Genomic DNA, 18,761 nt, shown 5'->3' with positions numbered 1-18,761 from the left:
TCACGTACTCCAGTTGCGTGAGGACGCGTACTCATCGATGCAGTCGAGCATCCGCCCGACGAATGGACTGTTGCCGAGCTGCGCTCGCACCGCGTCCGCCGCGGACGCGTAGGCGCCTACGACGCCGCCCGTGATCTCACGCGCACGCGCTTCAGCCCAATCCCGATCGATTCCGAGCCGCCTCGCTGTCGCGACCAGTGCATCCAGTCCGATGCGCCCGACGCTGTATTCCTCGTCGATCGACATCGCGAGCTTTGGGACCGCACTGCCGGCGGAAAGGTACGGAGCGTAGCTGGCGAGGTCATAGAGCGGGGCGAGCGTGGCACGATCCCGCCGCAGCAGAAGCGAGTAGTTCTTCGCGTGCGCATCGGTGCCGAGCGACGCCACCGAGAACACAAGAGCCTCGTAGAACCGTCTCGCGTTGCCTCGACGATCTTCGGCATCAGGCAAGGAGCTGATGAGCCGGGCGATCGCTGCGACACCCGGTCCGCCATCTGACTGATATTTCATGTCCGGTGGCACGCTCAGCGCCTGACATAGGTCTTCCTGGTGCAGACGATGCCAGCGTCCCTCTTCGACCCGTCGGTCGTAGCGTGTGGAAACGAACACCGCGTCGCCACGTTCGGTGGTAACCAAGAAGTCGTCAGCGACGCGAAGCCGCAATGCGCGCGCCGCGGCCATCGTCATGAACTCATTGATGTGATGGTCCGGATACGGCGCGACCGCGGGCTTGAGGATGTGCGTGGTCGGCGTGGAGTCCTGCGGCACCGCCCACCGCCCATCGTGGGTGCGGAACAGAGCGACTTTGGGCTGCGCGCCGGGAAGACTCCAGCGTGCGTCACTCGTGCGCCTCCCCCACGTGTCGCCATTGCGCACAACATCTGCCACGAGCTCCGCGAAGTCAGTGTCGGAGAGTTCTCTCACCGCGCCTTGACGTTCGGCCGCATCAGCGCTCGCCTCGCCAGGTGGAAGCAGTTGCACCGCACCCGCCGCATCACGACCTGAGTATGAAAGCAGAGCGAAAGGATTGTTGGCACTGACGCGATGCTCACGCGCAAGTTCGGTGAGCCGTCCCGGACTGTCAGGAAGCAACCCCTGCAGGAAGGCGCGGACCGGCTTGTTCTTGTGCCCGGCACGCACAAGAGGCATGGAAAGTGAAAGCGGGGTCGCGTCGCGCCGGCGTCTAAAGTCGTCATCATAGGTGAAAGACAGTGCACCGCCTGCCGACTGCTCGACGACGCCGACCGCTTGGCCGTCGAGGTACGCGAACAGTTCACTCGCCATCGTCGACCTCGCTGACGTCCACGACGAGATTGAGCTCCCGAAGGACCCGCATGAGCCGAAAGAGCGTGACGGCGGTGGAGCCGTTCTCTAGTCGCACGACCCACTCGCGTGTGACGCCGGCACGGCGCGCGAGCTCAGCCTGGGACAGATTCAGAACCTCGCGGCGCTCAGCGACGAGCGCACCGAAGTCGGATGCAGCGCGTACTTCCATGTCGACCTCACTAGTGACTTATAACGCACAAGTTATAATGTGACTTATAACGCACACAAGCGCCAAGTGACGTATAACGCACACTCGGCGGAAGCAAGGTCACGGCCTCGTGGACGGGACGCCGGGTCAGCTGTCGACGGCGACGCGGGTGCGAGGCAGTGCCTCGGGGTGCTCCTGCTGCAGCCAGGCCATCATCTTCTCGCGCACCTCGCAGCGCAGCACCCACTGATCGTCGGAGTCCTCCGACGACATCACGAAGCGCACCGTCACATGACCGCCCTGCGAGTCCGTGACGTACACGCTCGAGCTGCGGCGATCCCAGGCATCCGACGCCTCGATGATCTCCTGGAACTTCGCGCGCACCTCATCCATCGGCACCCGCCAGTCGAGGTCCATGTAGACCGTACCCAGGATGGCATCCGACTTTCGCGTCCAGGTCTCGATGGGGTTGGTCGTGAAGTAACTGCACGGGATCACCAGGCGTCGCTCGTCCCAGATGTAGACGACCACGTACGACAGGTTGATCTCGCCGATGTGACCCCATTCGCCCTCGATGACGACGACGTCGCCGACGCGGATCGCGTCGGTGAACGCGATCTGCACGCCGGCGATGAGGTTGCCGAAGATCGACTGCGCCGCGAGGCCCGCGATGACGCTGACGATTCCGGCGGATGCCAGCAGGCTCGTTCCGACGATGCGCAGCGCGGGGAACGAGAACAGCGCCGCGCCGACGGCGACCACGCCGATCAGCACCAGGGTGAGGCGCTGGATGACGAGGATCTGCGTACGACGGCGACGCAGGTTCGCGCCCGTGAACGTCACCTTCTCGCGGTTGAGCAGCCCCTCGAATCCGAATGCGACCAGCGCGGCGAGCAGCCACGCCGCCGTGAGGATCGCGGCGATCAACAGGGCGTGCGACACGACCGGCCACCAGGGTTCGCGGCCCGGTGCCGTCACGGCGCCCGCGATCCACACCGCCATCACGATGCAGAACGCCGACCACGCGCGCCGCACCCGCCGATCGAGGTCACGCATCCATGACACGCGGCGACTCAGCAGCCGTGCGATCAGCCGCAGGGCCAGCACGGCCGCCAGCGCGACGGCGACCGCGATCCCGATGGCGACGATGGTTCCGATCCACGAAGTCCAATCGATCATCCATCCACCCTAGGTGCGGGCCTGCGGTGACGTCTGGTCATGACCTGACCGTGCCCCGCGGGTGGGTGCTCGCCGGATCCTGCACACAACTCCGAAGAATCTGACACCGCACACGAGGAACCGGCCGATACCTGACGGAATCGGCCGGTTCCTCCGGAGTTCTGTGCGTCAGGCGGCGAGCACCTCGCGCTCGAGCCGCTTGTACGACTCCTCCATGCCGTCGGCCATGCCGGTGCCGAGGATCATGTCGCGGGTGTCCTTGTCGGGGAACTCCATCAGCACCGTGATCAGCGTCGCGCCGTCCTCCTCATAGAAGTTGACGTCGTTGAGCACGTCGGGGCCGTCGGTGCCCTGCATCCGCTCATTCGACACGGCACGGCGCGGCGGCTCGACCAGCAGCATCTCGCCCTCGAAGCCGAACGCCTCGCCCTCGGTGTCGCCGACGGGGGCCCACGAGTTGCGGTAGCGGTCACCCGTCTTGAGACCGACCTCGCACTCGGTCATCTCCCATCCGTCGGGTCCGAGCATCCACTTCTTGATCAGCTCGGGCTCGGTGTAGGCGCGCCACACCAGATCGAGCGGCCCATCGACCAGCCGGGTGATGCGCACGTGCGTGTCGTCGAGCTCCTCGACGCGAGTGCCCTTGCCCTGGGCGTACTCGCGCAGGTCGCGCAGCACGGCGTCGATCTGCGCCATGGCCATGCGGGTGCCCTCGATGACGCCCATGTCGATCACCTGCTGCAGAGCCTCGAGCGAGTCGAATCGACTGGAGGTGACCATGCGGGTGCCCTCGCCGGCGGACTCGAACGTGAAGTCCATGCGCATGGCGGGCAGGTCGGCGGTGGGGTTTCCGTCGTCGTCGCGGAATCCGTCGAGCACTGAGAAGCCGCGGGGCTCGTTGATCTCGAGGAACTCCCAGTACGCGCGTGAGGTCTCGCCGCGCGGGCCGCTCATCGAGTAGTCGGCGCGACCGCCGATGGTGTGGTTCCAGGTCTCGAACCGCGCCGGCCAGCCGGGAGGACCCCAGAACCGCTCGAGCTGGCGCGGATCGCTGTACGCGTGCCAGACCCGCTCGATCGGGGCCGCGAACTCGGCGGTGACGGTCATCGTCAGGTTCTCGGTGTCGGTGTTGATGTCGATGACAGGCATTTCATTCTCCTTGAGCAGGTGGTTCTTGCGTGGACTTCGTGGATTCTTCGGAACGCGTCTCGGCGGCGAACAGGTCGTCGAGACGCGCAACGCGTGCGCGCCAGAGCTCTTCGTAGCGGGCGAGCAGTGCCCGCGCCTTGGCGATCATCTCGGGGTTCGCGCGGACGAGCCGCTCGCGTCCCTCGGCGCGCTTGATGATGAGGCCGGCGTCTTCGAGGACGGTGACGTGCTTCTGCACGGCCGCGAACGACATGTCGTAGTCGGCCGCGAGGGCGGAGACGGACTGCTCGCGCTCGATCGTCCGGCGCACGATGTCGCGCCGGGTCGCCGTCGCCAGTGCGTGGAACACACGGTCGACCTCCGCTTCGCTGAGTTCAGATTGTTGTGCAACCATTTGGTTGTACGTTAGAGCGATCGGATGCCCGTGTCAATAGGTTTTTGTCATTTGCATCTTTAGATCGGAGTAACCGCTTTACATCGGATTACCCACGATGAAATCGGAGTAATTCCGATGTAAAGCGGAGTGTCGCGCCAGTGACGAGGATTGGCAGCGCAACCCTGTCAGCAGGCGACAACGATGTGCCTACTTGGGCACTTCGCCTCCGTTTGGAGTGGTGATGAAGCCAGTTGAGATCGCACGGTTGATCGCTCGACGACGGTTCTCGAAGGACTCAGAACTGCATTGGGTGCCGCGGGACCACAGTTCCCCGACTGGTTACGCCGATGGCACCACGTTCGCTCTGGTCGATCGGAGCGTCGGTCGCTTGGATTGGTCCGTCATCGATCCCATGAAGGTTCGCGTCTCCAAGGGAGCGAGCCACTTCTTCACGGGGAGCGAATACTTCTGGAGCCGCACCCGCACCCATGTGTGGTGTGAGTCCCAGTTCGAGCGCGACGAACTCATGTGGCTGGATTTTGGCGGTCAGGTGCAGAAGGTGTGGTCGCAGCCCTTCGGCGTAGTGTTCGGCATGCGGTCCCCGCTGGCGGGGCATTGGCACGTGCCCGACTTCTTGCTGCAGTTGTCTGACGGCTCTTATGCCCTCCGGGACGTCAAACCTCTGGATCGCATCGATGACTACGCCCAACTGCAGTTCGATGAGACGGCCCGGGTATCCGCGGCGCTTGGTTGGCCATACGAGGTGCTTTCCGGGCACAGCGTTCACGCGACTCGCATCGTCGAGTGGTTGTCGGCATCACGTCACGACCGGTGCAGGCCTCCCGCTGACATCGAGAACAGGATTCTCGATGCGGCACGGCATGGCAAGACTCGACTAGAACTATGCGAGCTGGCATCACCAGAATTCCCACCCGTTGCGTGCGCCTGGGTGGACAACCTGGCGTGGCGCCGACTACTCGCACTCGACCTATCGATGGTCTTCAACAGCAACGCCATACTGACTACTGCCCGACACACGATAGCGGGGGCGATCCGTGGCTGACGAGCGCAAACTCAAGCTCGGCGACTCCTTCGAGATCGACGGTGAGCTCTGGATCTGGGTCCACATCATCCCTGGGTTGGAGGTGAAGCTCCGGTCCGCGACCGCACCGGATCGACACCTACTGATGTCCGTAGAAGAGTTCCTGCGCCACGCGGGCACGGCTCGACGCGACAGCGCTGTGTCTCTGCGACCAGATGGAGATGCATGGCCCTCCGACGTGTGCGATATGGAAGCGCATCTCCTTGAGGCCTTCACCGGCGCGCCGATGGGCCCGCTCGCGACTACCTCTCGGGCTCAGTACGACCCAGCACTGACGACCCAGACGCAACGAGTAGACGCGAAGCTTCTTGAACTGAAAGGTACCTCCCTCGGGCGCGCGCAAAGCACCTTCTACCTCCTATGGAAGGTCTACCAGCGAGACGGCGCAGCCGGCCTCAACGCCCGAATGCACCGGAAGGGTGCGCAACGACTCGCGATCAGTCGAGCAGACCCGCGGCTGGTCGCGATCATCGATCGCTTCCTCGATCGACAGACAGACAAGTCGACGAGCAGCAAACGCCGTTGCGCTGTCTTAGTGCGACGAGCACTCGAGGACACATACCCCGATGATCCTCTGTGCGATATCAAAGAACGTACGCTGCAGGGGTATATCAATGAGCGCGCAGCCGGTCGCCACAGCTTCGGCAAGGCGACCACCCGACGCAACACCGACAACAGCCCCAAGCGTCAGTACTACTCGGGCGCCGCATACCAACTCGGCGAACGATGTGAGATCGACTCAACGGACCTGGACGTTCTCGTTTGGGACGAGAACAGTACGTTCCGCCCGAAGCTCACCGTGCTTCTCGACGTCGCCAGTCGTGTCCCGCTTGCCTGGGCAATCCACGCGGACTCCCCAGGCGGCTTCGACCACGCGCTCCTGCTCGCTCGGGCTGTAATCGGACGCAAGGCCGTCCCCGGCTCAGGGGCAGCGGCGTTGTCCGGTTCAACCACGTTGCCCGTCGCACTGATGAAACAGGTGAACTCCTACCTCACCGACGATTCCCTCGCTCTTCCCTGGATCTTCCCCAGATCGATAACCATCGATGGTGGGGCTGACTTCCGGTCCCGCACGTTTAAGGATGCATGCCGGGCCTACGGAATCCACATCGACCTTGCCTCTCGCGGAACTCCGACCGTGAAGCCACACGTTGAACGCAACTTCGGCACGCTCTCGTCAGACTTCGCTGCATGGCTGGCTGGCTTTGTGGGCAACTCGGTGGTTAATCGCGCCCGCCACGACGACCCCACTCTCACATTGGATTCGCTTCGCCTCATCCTCGACAGTTGGATCTCGAACATCTACTTGAACAGGCCGCACCGCGGTTTGAAATCGAAGGACTCCCCAAGTCGCACATTCACCCCGAACCAGATGTACGCCGAGCTGTTCGCCGTGGGCCCCGGAGTACCAATCCCGTTCGGAGTCGAAGAGTATCTCGCTCTGCTGCCCACCGAGCGCCGGATGATCGGTCGAGCGGGGATCGAACTTCACAACCGCCGGTACGACTCACCCCACTTGGAGGACCTCCGTAATCGCTCTCTGACTGGCGCGGAACCCGGATCCGCGAAAGCGCGAAAGTTCTCGGTGAGTTTCGACCCTTACAACGCGAACACCGTATGGGTACGTCACCCGGAGACAGACGTGTGGATCGAGTGCTGGGACACCGCTCTGCGGGAGAAGACCGCACCGATGGTCGCCGAGATCGACATGAAGCTTCTTGCCCGCTACCCCGACGCCGCGATCGACGATCCCGACCGGCGTCGAGAGTGGATCGATCACGTCGAGAGCCGCGAGCGAGGAGACAAACGCAAGCGCACCAAGCACAAGAAGGAGCAGCAGCGACTCAAGGTCGAAGCACAAAGCGAGCCAGGACCCACGACAACGACACCGATCCCTCTACGTCAATGGGCCACGCCCATCGACATCAGCACCATCGATTGGACATCCCCCGACATCGATCTCGCACAAGCAGAGGAGCTCGACCAATGAAGATCAGCCCGCTCGTTCTCCACCATGACCGCAAGACCACCCTGGCGGGACTTCGAGAAGCATTCGACGCCGAACCCGCATGCCCACCAAAGATCTCCTTCCGGCAGTACTCCAACCTGAGTGACGAAGATCGAGAGCTGTACGACCAAGCGCGCGAAGACTTTCTTCGGCTGACATTGCGAGTGAAGACACGCGAGCAAACAGTCTGCGCTCGCATCCTCGAGGACCTCATCCGGATCAACCCTCGGCTGAAGAACTCGCGGCGCGGACTGATGATCTCCGCGCCGATGTTTTCCGGCAAGACCGAACTCGCTCTCCTGCTGGCTCGGTCTGTCGAGCGAAAACACGCGGCCCTCCATCCCGACTATCTCCGGGACGGTGACGTTCCAGTCGTCTGGGTAGAGATGACGGAACACTCGACAGGGAAAGCACTCCTCGCCCAGATCGTCGAGTTCCTCGCGCCCACCATCGTCCTCCCCAAACAGATCGCCACCGACCGGCTGCGGAAGCTGGCCGTCGAGGCCCTCCAGCGCCACCGCACCAAACTGCTAGTCATAGACGAAGCACACAAGCTCGGCGGGACCGAACCCTCCAGCGTGATCAAAGCTCTCCAAAACGAGTCTTGCGCGAGCGTCGTCCTGGTCGGAATCAACCTCGATCAAGCCTTCAACGCAGGCGACGGCCTACAAGTCAGCGCACGCTGCGAGTTCGTCACACTCGACAAGATTGACCCGATCGTGAAAGACGATCTCGATCAATGGATCAAGTGGGTTGCCACCTTCGATAACTTCCTGCCACTGTGCGGGCACTCCTATGGCCTTCTCACGCGGAACGCCGGCACGCTCCTTCATGCTGCCAATGGACAACTCGCCGTCCTGGCGATGATCGTGGATCGGCTCGTCGCCTCAATCCTAAGAGACGAATCGCGCACCTCCGAGATCGTGACTCGTGAGCGTCTCTTCGGCGTTCTCGACTCACTCCGGCGCACCACCCTCAACAAGCACAGCGTCACGCTTGACGACTTGGTGGACGCGGCATGACCAGCGTGCAGGCGTGGGCGAAACGTCCGAAATGGCACCACTTCGAAACACCCCGCTCCTACGCGCGGCGGCAATGCATCGCAGCAGGAATCCCGTTCGATTTCGCCGAGAGCGCTGACCACCAGAGCCCAACCCAACATCCACCGAGTCTGGATAGACGAACAGGCTGCCGCCCAAACGATCGAAGCAACAGCGGGACGCCCAGCCGGCCACTACGACCGCATGAAGCGCCACGCGCAACCTCACCCCACCCGGGGATACCCGAAACGCTTCCTCTGCCGCCTGTGCAGTGCCGGTGAGACGATCGAACAGATCCCCCACGACCGAGAGAACGTCTGCCTGAGACACCCGGGTCAGATGGTGTGGATCGGCCCCGGAACCGAACCAGACACCCAGATCATCCTCCCTTTCGATCCGGGCCTTCGGAAAGCCGAGCAATCCTTCCGTCGGCTCGTCACCGCCGGTCTGGTCACCACACAACTCCACGGATGCGTGTGGGCCATGGTGCGCGACAACGACCGCCTCTCCACGGCACACGATGACACCGAACAGAACCAGGAGTCGAGGGGCGCGACGATCGAGATCCACCGTCGCGCGCGCCTATACCGCTCGACCGTGCGGGTCCTGGAGATCCTGTCCAACCCCGCGAACTGCGCCCGATGGGCGACTCAGACAGCGGCAGCCCTGCGCCCCGACATACATGCGACGCTGGGTGTCGCCGACAGCGACATCCTCGTCGAACGCATCGTTCTCTGGCTACGGCCCCTGCGCCGTCGCACCATCCACACGAAGTTCCAACCCCTGGAGGTCGCTCTCGATACCATCGACGTTCCCCGCATCCTGGACGCCTCCGCCGACTACCCACTGTGGATCCTCCGACACCCGAAAGCGATCTCCGAGTGGGATTGGAGTCGCAACTCGCCCAATCGCGACCCCTGGTCCGGAGTCGATGTCTCCCAGAAAGCCTGGTGGCTATGCGAGGAGGGGCACTCCTGGGAAGCAAGCCCCCATGTGCGTGGTTTTGCCCAGACGAACTGCTCGTACTGCATCGGCATGGATTTCTGGCCGGGGCATACCGACCTTGGCACCTTGCGGCCGGACATCGCCGCGGAATGGGACACCACCCCGGGAGCCAACCGTGGGGACCCCCATCACGTCAGCGTCACCTCCGCCCGGAAAATCAACTGGCGGTGCACGGCTCGGGGGCACACCTGGCCAGCCCAGGTGCGCTCGCGCACCACATTAGATAGCGGCTGCCCCTATTGCGCCCGCGGCCGGGCGATACCGGGCGAAACAGACTTAGCCACACTTCACCCGAGCCTTGCATCCGAGTGGGACCACCAACGCAACGACGGCTCCATCACCCCGGAGACAGTCACCCCCGGATCCGAACGCGTCGTCTGGTGGCGCGGCCCCTGCAACCATAGCTGGGACGCGGCTATCCGCGCCCGTAGCTCGGGACAAGGGTGCCCGTACTGCTCCAATCGACGCACCCTCGCCGGTTTCAACGACCTCGCCACCACCCACCCTCAACTCGCCGAACAATGGGACCCCGCGAACTCCAAGACTCCGTGCGAGGTCACCGCGGGCTCGAATTACCCCGCAGTATGGCGCTGCGCGCTGGGTCACACATGGGAACTTCCCGTCTGGGGCCGCACGAAGGACCAGACGGGATGCCCCGTGTGTGCAAATCGCGTCGTCCTCGCGGGATTCAATGACTTGGGAACTATCGACCCCCGAGTGGCTTCAGAGTGGGACCACACCCCAGGAGCGAACGACCGGACACCGTCCGAAGTGACCGTCAGCAGCTCCTATGAGGCCCAATGGCGGTGCGCAGAAAACCACACCTGGCCAGCGACCGTCGCCAACCGACACGCAGGCTCAGGATGCCCCTCCTGCTCCGGCCGTGCTGCCATCCCGGGCGCAACCGACCTCGCGACACTCCGACCGGATATCGCCGCACAATGGGACCCCAGCAACGACTGCTCCCCCAATCAGGTCACGGTCTCCTCCCACGTGAAAGTGTCGTGGATCTGCCACCGCAATCACTCGTGGCCCGCGACAGTCAAAAACCGGACGTCCGGCTGCGGCTGCCCTTACTGCGCAGGAAAGCTACCCATCCCAGGGGAGACTGACCTTGCAACCCTGCGACCCGATCTCGCAGCGCAGTGGGATGCCTCTAACGCCCTCTCGCCCACCGAGGTCACCGTCGGATCGGGGAGAAAAGTCACCTGGCACTGTGCCTGCGGGTATACGTGGCCATCGAGAGTTCAGACCAGAACCCGCAGGCCTCACGCCCGCTGCCCCGAATGCCGGACATAGCGACACTCTAGGTGCCAACGCCATCGAGCTCGCAGTTGGCGACGCTGAACCCTTCGAGCACGAAGGGCAAAGGCTCACGTGTTCGCTGCTCGCCCAAACGCGAGCGAGTCGAGAAGCGATGAAGGCCTGACCAAGATCGCACTGCCGACTCGCCACCTCACGTCAGCGTCGCGGATTGTCGAGCCGTGGACTTCTCAGAGGAGCTCGCTCACCAGCTGTTCGATGCGACCACGGATATCGTCGCGGATGGGCCGGACGGCGTCGATCCCCTGCCCAGCGGGGTCGTCGAGCTTCCAGTCTTCGTAGCGCTTTCCGGGGAAGAACGGGCAGGCGTCGCCACACCCCATGGTGATCACGACGTCAGAGGCCTGCACCGCCTCGGTGGTGAGGACCTTGGGCTGCTCGGCGGTGATGTCGATACCAAGTTCCTGCATCGCGTCGACGGCGGTGGGGTTGATCTGATCCGCAGGCATGGACCCGGCCGAGCGCACTTCGATACGGTCGCCGGCGATCTCGCGGAGGAACCCGGCCGCCATCTGCGACCGTCCGGCGTTGTGAACGCAGACGAAGAGGACGGACGGCTTAACGGTGGTGTCAGTCATGTTTGCTCCTGAATGGGCGGTAGAGGGGTTAGCGGAGGAGGTCGTCGACGAGAACATGGACGCGTGCGGCGATATCGTCACGGATCGCTTCGACGCCTTCGCGAGACGCGAGAGCGGGGTCACCCACTGCCCAGTCGTCGTACCGGACGCCGGGGATGATCGGGCAGACGTCCCCACAGCCCATCGTGACGACCACATCTGCCGCGCGCACCGCGTCGTCGGTGAGCGGTTTGGGATACCGGTCCGCGGCAATGTCACCTTCGATGTCCGTGAGCAGTGATCGGACGTGGGGGTGGATGACGTCCGCCGGATTTGACCCTGCGGAACGTGCAACGACCTTGCCGCCGCTGATCTGATTCACGAGTGCTGCGGCGAGCTGGGAGCGTCCGGCGTTCGCGACGCACACGAACAGCACCTGCGGGACGGAGGCGTCGCGGTCTCTGGTGAGGTCAGCGAGGCGCTGCCGGGCGAACCTCTCGGTCAAGGGGATCAATGCAGAGGTGACGCGAGCAGTGCGGGCAAGGGACGTGTACGACTCGCGGACGATGGTGAGCACCACGTCGGCGTCAACCTCCGGAATCTCGGCGGCGAGCTCATCGGCAAGATGAGTCACGCGCGCGTCGAAGTCGGGTCGAGTGCTCGCATCCGTGCGCTCAACGCTCCACGGCTCACTCACGGTCGCAGGTGCGAACGAGTCCAGGAGAGCGGTGACCGCGCCTCGGCGGTTCGGGTTGATGCGGTACCAGACCCAGGTGCCACGCCGCTCGGAGACGAGGACATCCACGTCTTTGAGGACTTTCAGGTGGTGCGACACGGTGGGCTGGGAGACGTCGGCCAGTTCGGCCAGGTCGCACACGCACGATTCTCCGCGGGGATCGGAGGCGATGGCCGACAGCATGCGCAGCCTGAGCGGGTCGGACAGCGCTTTCAGCGTCGCGGCGACCGAGGTGGCAGCGTCGATGCCGATCGCGTGGGTGGCGACGGGACTGCAGGTGTCGCCGGTGGTCGTCAGTGTGACGTTCATGGCTACATCCTTTCAGCGGTGTACGGGTTGGTGTGGAACCAGCGTCGGGCCGCCCACAGGGAGACGTAAACGAGTCCGACGAGCACGGGGACCTCGATCAGTGGGCCGACGACGCCGGCGAGGGCCTGGCCGGAGGTGGCCCCGAACGTGCCGATGGCGACGGCGATGGCGAGTTCGAAGTTGTTGCCCGCGGCCGTGAACGCCAGCGTGGAGGATCGGGCGTATCCGAGCCCGAGCGCCTTCCCGGTGAACAGTCCGATGAACCACATCACGGCGAAGTACGCCAACAGCGGGAGGGCGATACGGGCCACATCCCACGGCCGGTTGGTGACCTGCTCGCCCTGCAGGGCGAACAGCAGCACGATCGTGAACAGCAGGCCGTACAGCGCCCACGGTCCGATCTTGGGAAGGAACTTCTCCTCGTACCAGTCGCGGCCCTTCGCACGCTCCCCGATCAGGCGGGAGGCGAAGCCGGCGATCAGGGGGATGCCGAGGAAGACAAGGACATTGAGGGCGATCTGCCAGATCGAGATCTCCAGTCCCTGCGAGTCCAGTCCGAGCCATCCGGGGAGCACGGTGAGGTAGAACCAACCGAGCAGGGAGAAGGCGATGACCTGGAACACGGAGTTGATGGCGACAAGGACGGCGGCGGCTTCCCGATCGCCGCAGGCGAGATCGTTCCAGATGACGACCATCGCGATGCACCGGGCCAGGCCCACGATGATGAGGCCGGTGCGGTACTCGGGGAGATCGGGAAGGAACGCCCAGGCGAGGGCGAACATCAGTGCCGGTCCGACGACCCAGTTCAGAGCGAGTGAGGAGATGAGGAGCTTCTTGTCGCCGGTGACAGCGGCGACTTTGTCGTAGCGGACCTTCGCGAGGACCGGGTACATCATCACCAGCAGGCCGAGCGCGATCGGCACAGAGATGCCGCCAACCTCAATGTGTGCGAGGAGGTCGGAGACGCCAGGGATGAAGCGGCCGACGAGGATTCCGGCGACCATGGCCAGTCCGATCCACAGCGGCAACCATCGGTCAAGGGTCGACAGGCGGCGGGTGGTCGTTGTGGGGGTGGGTGCGGTTGCGGTGCTCATGCGAGGAGCGCCTCCATCTTCTCTGCGATTACGGGCTTGGCGTGGGCGCCGATGAGCATGTCAACGCGCGCACCCTGGTTGTAGAAGACCAGCGTGGGGATCGAGGTGACGCCGATGGCGGTCACCGTGGCCGGGTTCTGGTCGGCGTCGAGCTTCACGATCTTGACCCGCCCGTCGTACTCGATGGCGAGCTGGTCCAGAAGCGGGGCGATCTGCTTACACGGACCACACCAGGTGGCCCAGATGTCCACGATGACGGGGATCTCGGAGTCGGTGACGTCGTTCTGGAATGTGGCGTCGGTGACCACGATCGGGACACTCATGCGAGGACCTCCTGGGCGTCGAATGCGGGCGCGGTGTCCGTGAGGGCCGCGAGGTAGTGCTGGGCGTCTTGGGCGGCCGCGCAGCCCGTACCGGCTGCGGTGATGGCCTGCCGGTAGGTGTGGTCGACCAGGTCGCCGGCGGCGAAGACGCCGTCGAGGGTGGTGCGGGTGGACGGGTGGGCGACCCGCACATACCCGTCGGCGTCGGTGTCGACGGAGCCCGCGACGAGCTCGGAGCGCGGGTCGTGCCCGATGGCGACGAAGACCCCAGTGACGGAGAGTTCGCGCTCCGCCCCGGAGACCGTGTCGCGCAGCGTGACCGCCTCGACCTTGTCCGTGCCGAGGATGCCGGCCACTTCGCTGTTCCAGGCGACGTCGATCTTCGGGTGCTCGAGCACCCGCTGCGCCATGATCTGGGAGGCGCGGAACGTGTCGCGGCGGTGCACCACGGTGACCTTCGACGCGAACCGGGTGAGGAACAGTGCTTCCTCCATCGCCGAATCGCCGCCGCCGACCACGACGATCTCCTGGTCGCGGAAGAAGAAGCCGTCGCAGGTCGCACACCAGGAGACCCCGTGGCCGGTGAGACGCTCTTCATCGGCCAGTCCGATCTTGCGGTACGCGGACCCCATGGCGAGGATCACCGCACGCGCCAGGTACGTGTCACCCGATCCGGTGCGCACCGTCTTCACCGGCCCTGCCAGGTCGACCGAGACAGCGTCGTCGAGAAGGATGCGGGCACCGAAGCGCTCAGCCTGCGCGCGCATCGACTCCATCAACTCCGGACCCTGGACACCGTCGACGAAACCGGGGAAGTTCTCCACCTCGGTGGTTGTCATGAGCGCGCCACCGGCGGTGACGGAACCGGCAAGCACGACAGGGGCAAGGCCCGCCCGCGCCGCATACACCGCAGCCGTATACCCGGCGGGCCCGGATCCGATGATGACTAGCTCAACCTCTTGAATCGACATGCGTCTATATTGACACTTATCAATGCAACGTGCAAGCTTGGTGTCATACCAACGATCCGGCGAGTGTCTCGCCGGAGAAGAGAAGGATGACGTGACAGACCCTCAGACCGTGCTGTTCATCTGTACGCACAATGCGGGACGCTCGCAGCTGGGCGCGCACCTGCTGGCCCGGCATGCTGGCGATCGACTGATCGCAGACAGCGCCGGAGTGCACCCTGCTGCCGCGATCAACCCCGCGGTCGCCGCGACCCTCGACGACCTCGGCATCGACACATCAGCCGCAGTACCGCGCGCCGTCACCCCAGGCGACCTCGCGAGCGCCGATGTGGTGGTACTGATGAAGCCGGGCTTGGAACTACCCGGGCCCGTCTCCGGTGAGCTCGTGCAGTGGGAGTTCCCAGACCCGGCCGACTGGTCCGTGGACAGCGACGCGGTTCGCGACCTGCGCGATTCGGTCGATCTCAAGGTGCGGGCACTGGCGACCCGGCTGTTGGAGTAGCCAGGCCCCTCAGGGAAGATCCTGGCAGCGCAGGCACGCTCAACCTTCATCACCACTCCCGCCTGGGAGTACACGTCAGATCATTCCAGGCTTGCACCGACCTCAGTACCTCTGGCCGTCGCGGCCGTCGCCTTCGGCGAGTTCAGACCATACCTAGACGCGTCGACAGCTCGCGCGCAGCTCGCGAGACGAGCGCGCCAAGCGCCTCAAGGCGGTGCCCGATTCGCGCCTTCGGGGCGCTTACGTTCACGGCTGCGACGATGCGTCCCGTGAAGTCGATGATCGGCGCCGAGGCTGCCACCACCCCGAACTCGAGCTCCTCGTCCGATAGCGCGTAGCCCTGCTCGCGGATACGGCCGAGTTCGGTGTGCAGGCTCGCGAGATCCGTCACCGGAGAGTTGCCCGGCGGGGGAGAGTCCAGAACCGGGAATCCCGCGGGGTCAGCCTGGTCGAAACGGCCGACGAGGGGCTGATCCTGCCCGTGGTCGTCATACCAGCGTGCGAGAGACTCCTCGTCCCAGTCGCTCAGCAGCGCACGACCCGAGGGGGTGCGCCACGCGGCCGTGGTGGTGCCCGCCCAGCCGGTCGTGCGCACGTCGTGCGGGCTCAGCTCGCTCAGCAGCGTAAGCACGTTGCCGCCGCGCAGCACGCACAGGTGACTCGTCTCGCGCGTGGACTGCACGAGGCGACGCAGAATGCTACGCGAGGCGTGCACGAGCGTCGACGTGGCCGTGTGCGCCGCCAGGGCGTACAGCCGCGGCCCGAGCAGGTAGCGCAGCGACTCCTCATCACGTTCGACGAGTCCGGTCTCGGCGAGCGTCGCGAGTGTGCGTGACACGACCGCCTTGTCCCGCCCGGTGAGCTGCGCCACCTGCGAGACGCCGAGTCCGCCGGAGCGCAGCGCCTCGTCGCCGCCGAGCAGCTCGAGGATCTCGATGTCGCGTCCGAGGCCGGAGGAATTGCGGCGAGGGCCGCCGGAGGGGGTGGTCACAGTGAGAGTGTAGCGTCAGCGGTTGCCATATACACAACACTCTTTGACGAAATGGCCACAGAGGCTACCGTGAGTCTCATCCCCGGTACCGGCCTCAACGACGAGACAGGAGCCCTCTTGACCGGATTCAACTGGGAAGACCTCATAGCCTTCCTCACACGTCGCGCGGACGACATTCTCGAGCTCACCCGCGATCACCTCGTCGTCGTCGTCGTCTCAGTCGTCCTCGCGGCGGTCATCGGCATCGGCCTCGGCATCCTGGTCCGCAACCGCCGCATCGCCCGCACCACCGTGCTCACCGCCGCCGCCGTGGCGATCACGATCCCGTCGCTGGCCCTTCTCGCGCTGCTCAGCCCCGTCCTCGGTCTCGGCTGGCTGCCGACCGTGGTCGCCCTCGTCTTCTACTCGCTGCTCCCGGTCGTTAGGAACACCGTCGTCGGCCTCCGCGAGGTGCCCGTCTCGGTGCTCGAATCCGCACGCGGTATGGGACTCGGCCCCACGCGCATCCTGTTCACCGTGCAGCTCCCGATCGCGTGGCCGGTCATCATGACCGGTATCCGCGTGGCGGCTCAACTCACCGTCGGCATCGCGGCGATCGCCGCCTACGTCGCCGGCCCCGGGCTCGGCGAGTACATCTTCAAAGGGCTGAGCTCACTCGGCTCGAAGAACGCGCTCAACTACGCGCTCACTGGCACCGTCGCCGTGATCATCCTCGCGCTCGTCCTCGACGGCATCCTCGTGCTCGTCTCCCGCCTCACCACTTCAAGGGGTCTCCGTGCCTGACATCACCACGAACACCGGCGTTCTCACCTCCCTCGCAGCGCAGCAGGGCGGCGTCGACATCGTCCTCGACCACATCACGAAGCAGTACCCGGGTCAGCAGACGCCCGCAGTCGAGGACTTCTCAATGCGCGTCGAGCCCGGCGAGCTCATCATGTTCGTCGGCCCCAGCGGCTGCGGCAAGACCACGACGATGAAGATGATCAACCGCATCATCGAGCCGACGTCCGGGTCCATCCGCATCAACGGCGACGACGTGCTGTCGCTCGACGGCAACGAGCTGCGCCGCCACATCGGCTACGTCATCCAGCAGATCGGCCTGTTCCCGCACTTCACGATCGCCGAGAACATCGCGGTCGTCCCCAAGCTGCTCGGCTGGTCGAAGTCCCGTATCGCGGAGCGCGTCGACGAGCTCCTCCGCACCGTGCAGCTCGATCCTGGCACGTTCGCGCAGCGCTACCCGCGCCAGCTCTCCGGCGGACAGCAGCAGCGTGTCGGCGTCGCCCGGGCACTGGCTGCCGACCCGCCCGTGATGCTCATGGATGAGCCCTTCGGCGCGACCGATCCGATCACCCGCGAGAAGCTGCAGGCCGAGTTCCTGCGCCTGCAGGCCGACATCGGCAAGACCATCATTTTCGTCACACACGACTTCGAAGAGGCGATCCGCATGGGCGACCGCATCGCCGTGCTCAGCGACCGCAGCCAGATCGAGCAGTTCGACACCCCGGCCCGCATCCTCGCCGACCCGGCGAACGACTACGTGCGCTCGTTCATCGGGGAGGGCGCAGCGCTCAAGCGGCTCGCGCTCATCCCCGTGACGGACGCCCGCATCGGATCCGCGGATGCTGCCGCCCCGACCGCCACGGTCGACGAGCACGCCTCGCTGCGCGAAGCCCTCGACACCCTCGTGCTGACCGGCGCCCCGCGCGTCAACGTCACGCGGGCCGGGGCGGTCGTCGGCTCGATCGACCAGGCGGCCATCTCGGCGGCGCTGGGCTCCGAAGGCCCCGCGCGTCGCGCCGAGGAGGCGTGACCGTGACCGGCCCCCAGGTCGTGCCGTCGGCGACCACGATGCTGCGCACGCAGTCCGCGCCCCGACGCGGCATGCCCGTGCTGCTGCGCCGCCTGATGCCGCTCATCGTCGTCGCGGTCGTGCTGGTGCTCACCTACGTGTGGGTGTCGAGCCTCGACCTCGACTCGATCGAGCAGCGCACGCTCAACGCCGACTACATCACGGCCCGCATCGGCGAGCACCTTGTGCTGTCGATCATCGCCTCCGTCCTCGTGGCCGTGCTGGCGATCCCCGCCGGCATCGCGGTGAGCCGCTCCCGGTCGAAGGTGTTCCGCGGGATCGTGATCGGCATCGCGAACATCGGTCAGGCAACGCCGGCGATCGGCGTCGTGATCCTGCTCGCAATCGTCTGGCAGACGGGATTCACGACGGCACTGCTCGCACTCGTCATCTACTCCTTCCTCCCCGTGCTGCAGAACACGATCGCGGGCCTCGCCCAGGTCGATCCCAGCATCCGCGAGTCGGCCCGGGGCATGGGCATGACCCCGTCCCAGGTTCTGCGCCGAGTGGAGCTCCCGCTCGCCTCGCCCGTGATCCTCGCGGGACTCCGCACCGCGCTCGTCTTCGCGGTCGGTGTGGCCACGGTCGCGACCTTCATCAACGCCGGCGGTCTCGGCGACATGATCATCAACGGCCTGAAGCTGCAGCGCTATCCCGTTCTCGTCGTCGGAGCGATCCTCGTCGCCTCGATCGCCGTGCTCATCGACTGGGCCGCCGGCGTCGTGGAGGACATCGTTCGACCCAAGGGCCTCTGAGCACCACCACTCCACCAC

General features: G+C 65.1%; 19 protein-coding genes. 8 read left to right on the top strand and 11 right to left on the bottom strand.

Features of this window, described 5'->3' with window-relative positions:
• The 5 genes from WDU99_RS15745 to WDU99_RS15725 form a co-directional block, all read right to left on the bottom strand.
• Complete coding sequence (locus WDU99_RS15745) at positions 1–1,284, bottom strand: HipA domain-containing protein (RefSeq protein ID WP_337333415.1); 1,284 nt, start codon at positions 1,282–1,284, stop codon at positions 1–3.
• Positions 1,274–1,495 (bottom strand): helix-turn-helix domain-containing protein, encoded by a 222-nt coding sequence (locus WDU99_RS15740; protein ID WP_337333414.1) that lies wholly within the window; start codon positions 1,493–1,495, stop codon positions 1,274–1,276. Before WDU99_RS15740 ends, WDU99_RS15745 begins: the two co-directional genes overlap by 11 nt.
• Before the next feature lie 126 nt (positions 1,496–1,621).
• The gene (locus WDU99_RS15735) at positions 1,622–2,653 is read right to left on the bottom strand and encodes a mechanosensitive ion channel family protein (RefSeq protein ID WP_337333413.1); all 1,032 of its coding nucleotides are present in this window, start codon (positions 2,651–2,653) and stop codon (positions 1,622–1,624) included.
• 168 nt (positions 2,654–2,821) lie between these two features.
• Entirely contained in the window at positions 2,822–3,802 is a 981-nt protein-coding gene (locus WDU99_RS15730; protein ID WP_337333412.1) for an SRPBCC family protein, read from the bottom strand.
• 1 nt (position 3,803) lies between these two features.
• A complete protein-coding gene (locus WDU99_RS15725) occupies positions 3,804–4,196 on the bottom strand; it encodes an ArsR/SmtB family transcription factor (RefSeq protein ID WP_337333411.1) in 393 nt (130 codons plus the stop codon).
• 223 nt (positions 4,197–4,419) lie between these two features.
• Between WDU99_RS15725 and WDU99_RS15720 the strand changes: the two genes are divergently transcribed.
• The 4 genes from WDU99_RS15720 (at position 4,420) to WDU99_RS17305 (ending at position 10,632) form a co-directional block, all read left to right on the top strand.
• A complete protein-coding gene (locus tag WDU99_RS15720) occupies positions 4,420–5,241 on the top strand; it encodes a TnsA-like heteromeric transposase endonuclease subunit (protein WP_337333410.1) in 822 nt (273 codons plus the stop codon).
• Positions 5,234–7,270, top strand: coding sequence for a Mu transposase C-terminal domain-containing protein (locus tag WDU99_RS15715; protein WP_337333409.1), 2,037 nt, complete (start codon positions 5,234–5,236; stop codon positions 7,268–7,270). Before WDU99_RS15720 ends, WDU99_RS15715 begins: the two co-directional genes overlap by 8 nt.
• Complete coding sequence (locus WDU99_RS15710) at positions 7,267–8,310, top strand: TniB family NTP-binding protein (protein WP_337333408.1); 1,044 nt, start codon at positions 7,267–7,269, stop codon at positions 8,308–8,310. The genes WDU99_RS15715 and WDU99_RS15710 overlap by 4 nt, the downstream gene beginning before the upstream one ends.
• 222 nt (positions 8,311–8,532) lie before the next feature.
• Positions 8,533–10,632, top strand: coding sequence for a zinc-ribbon domain-containing protein (locus tag WDU99_RS17305; protein ID WP_420064020.1), 2,100 nt, complete (start codon positions 8,533–8,535; stop codon positions 10,630–10,632).
• 194 nt (positions 10,633–10,826) lie between these two features.
• Here the strand turns inward: WDU99_RS17305 and WDU99_RS15705 are convergent, their stop codons facing one another.
• From WDU99_RS15705 to trxB, 5 genes are read right to left on the bottom strand one after another with little or no spacing between them, the layout of a single operon-like run.
• Entirely contained in the window at positions 10,827–11,234 is a 408-nt protein-coding gene (locus WDU99_RS15705) for an arsenate reductase ArsC (protein WP_017201945.1), read from the bottom strand.
• Positions 11,235–11,262: 28 nt separating this feature from the next.
• Positions 11,263–12,258 (bottom strand): metalloregulator ArsR/SmtB family transcription factor, encoded by a 996-nt coding sequence (locus WDU99_RS15700; RefSeq protein ID WP_337333406.1) that lies wholly within the window; start codon positions 12,256–12,258, stop codon positions 11,263–11,265.
• 2 nt (positions 12,259–12,260) lie between these two features.
• Positions 12,261–13,352, bottom strand: a complete 1,092-nt coding sequence (gene arsB, locus WDU99_RS15695; protein ID WP_099197148.1) for an ACR3 family arsenite efflux transporter — start codon at positions 13,350–13,352, stop codon at positions 12,261–12,263.
• Positions 13,349–13,675: a thioredoxin gene (trxA, locus tag WDU99_RS15690; RefSeq protein ID WP_110555108.1), complete on the bottom strand. Its 327-nt coding sequence runs from the start codon at positions 13,673–13,675 to the stop codon at positions 13,349–13,351. Before trxA ends, arsB begins: the two co-directional genes overlap by 4 nt.
• A complete protein-coding gene (gene trxB, locus WDU99_RS15685) occupies positions 13,672–14,646 on the bottom strand; it encodes a thioredoxin-disulfide reductase (protein ID WP_337333405.1) in 975 nt (324 codons plus the stop codon). The genes trxA and trxB overlap by 4 nt, the downstream gene beginning before the upstream one ends.
• A gap of 91 nt (positions 14,647–14,737) precedes the next feature.
• Between trxB and WDU99_RS15680 the strand changes: the two genes are divergently transcribed.
• Positions 14,738–15,145 carry an arsenate-mycothiol transferase ArsC gene (locus WDU99_RS15680; RefSeq protein ID WP_337333404.1) on the top strand — a complete coding sequence of 136 codons (408 nt, stop codon included), beginning with the start codon at positions 14,738–14,740 and terminating at the stop codon, positions 15,143–15,145.
• Positions 15,146–15,287: 142 nt separating this feature from the next.
• On the opposite strand, the gene WDU99_RS15675 is transcribed toward WDU99_RS15680, so the two are convergent.
• Positions 15,288–16,136, bottom strand: a complete 849-nt coding sequence (locus WDU99_RS15675) for an IclR family transcriptional regulator (RefSeq protein WP_337333403.1) — start codon at positions 16,134–16,136, stop codon at positions 15,288–15,290.
• Between the two features lie 51 nt (positions 16,137–16,187).
• Between WDU99_RS15675 and WDU99_RS15670 the strand changes: the two genes are divergently transcribed.
• The 3 genes from WDU99_RS15670 to WDU99_RS15660 are packed head-to-tail and all read left to right on the top strand — an operon-like array spanning position 16,188 to position 18,743.
• Positions 16,188–16,919 carry an ABC transporter permease gene (locus tag WDU99_RS15670; RefSeq protein ID WP_337333402.1) on the top strand — a complete coding sequence of 244 codons (732 nt, stop codon included), beginning with the start codon at positions 16,188–16,190 and terminating at the stop codon, positions 16,917–16,919.
• Positions 16,912–17,949, top strand: a complete 1,038-nt coding sequence (locus WDU99_RS15665; RefSeq protein ID WP_337333401.1) for an ABC transporter ATP-binding protein — start codon at positions 16,912–16,914, stop codon at positions 17,947–17,949. Before WDU99_RS15670 ends, WDU99_RS15665 begins: the two co-directional genes overlap by 8 nt.
• A complete protein-coding gene (locus WDU99_RS15660; RefSeq protein ID WP_337333400.1) occupies positions 17,946–18,743 on the top strand; it encodes an ABC transporter permease in 798 nt (265 codons plus the stop codon). Before WDU99_RS15665 ends, WDU99_RS15660 begins: the two co-directional genes overlap by 4 nt.
• Positions 18,744–18,761: the final 18 nt, after the last annotated feature.

Origin of the sequence: Microbacterium bandirmense, assembly GCF_037204185.1 — a bacterium.
Lineage (GTDB): Bacteria > Actinomycetota > Actinomycetes > Actinomycetales > Microbacteriaceae > Microbacterium > Microbacterium bandirmense.
The sequence above is the reverse complement of the archived record's forward strand: the minus strand, read 5'-3'. Positions and strand labels throughout refer to the sequence as shown.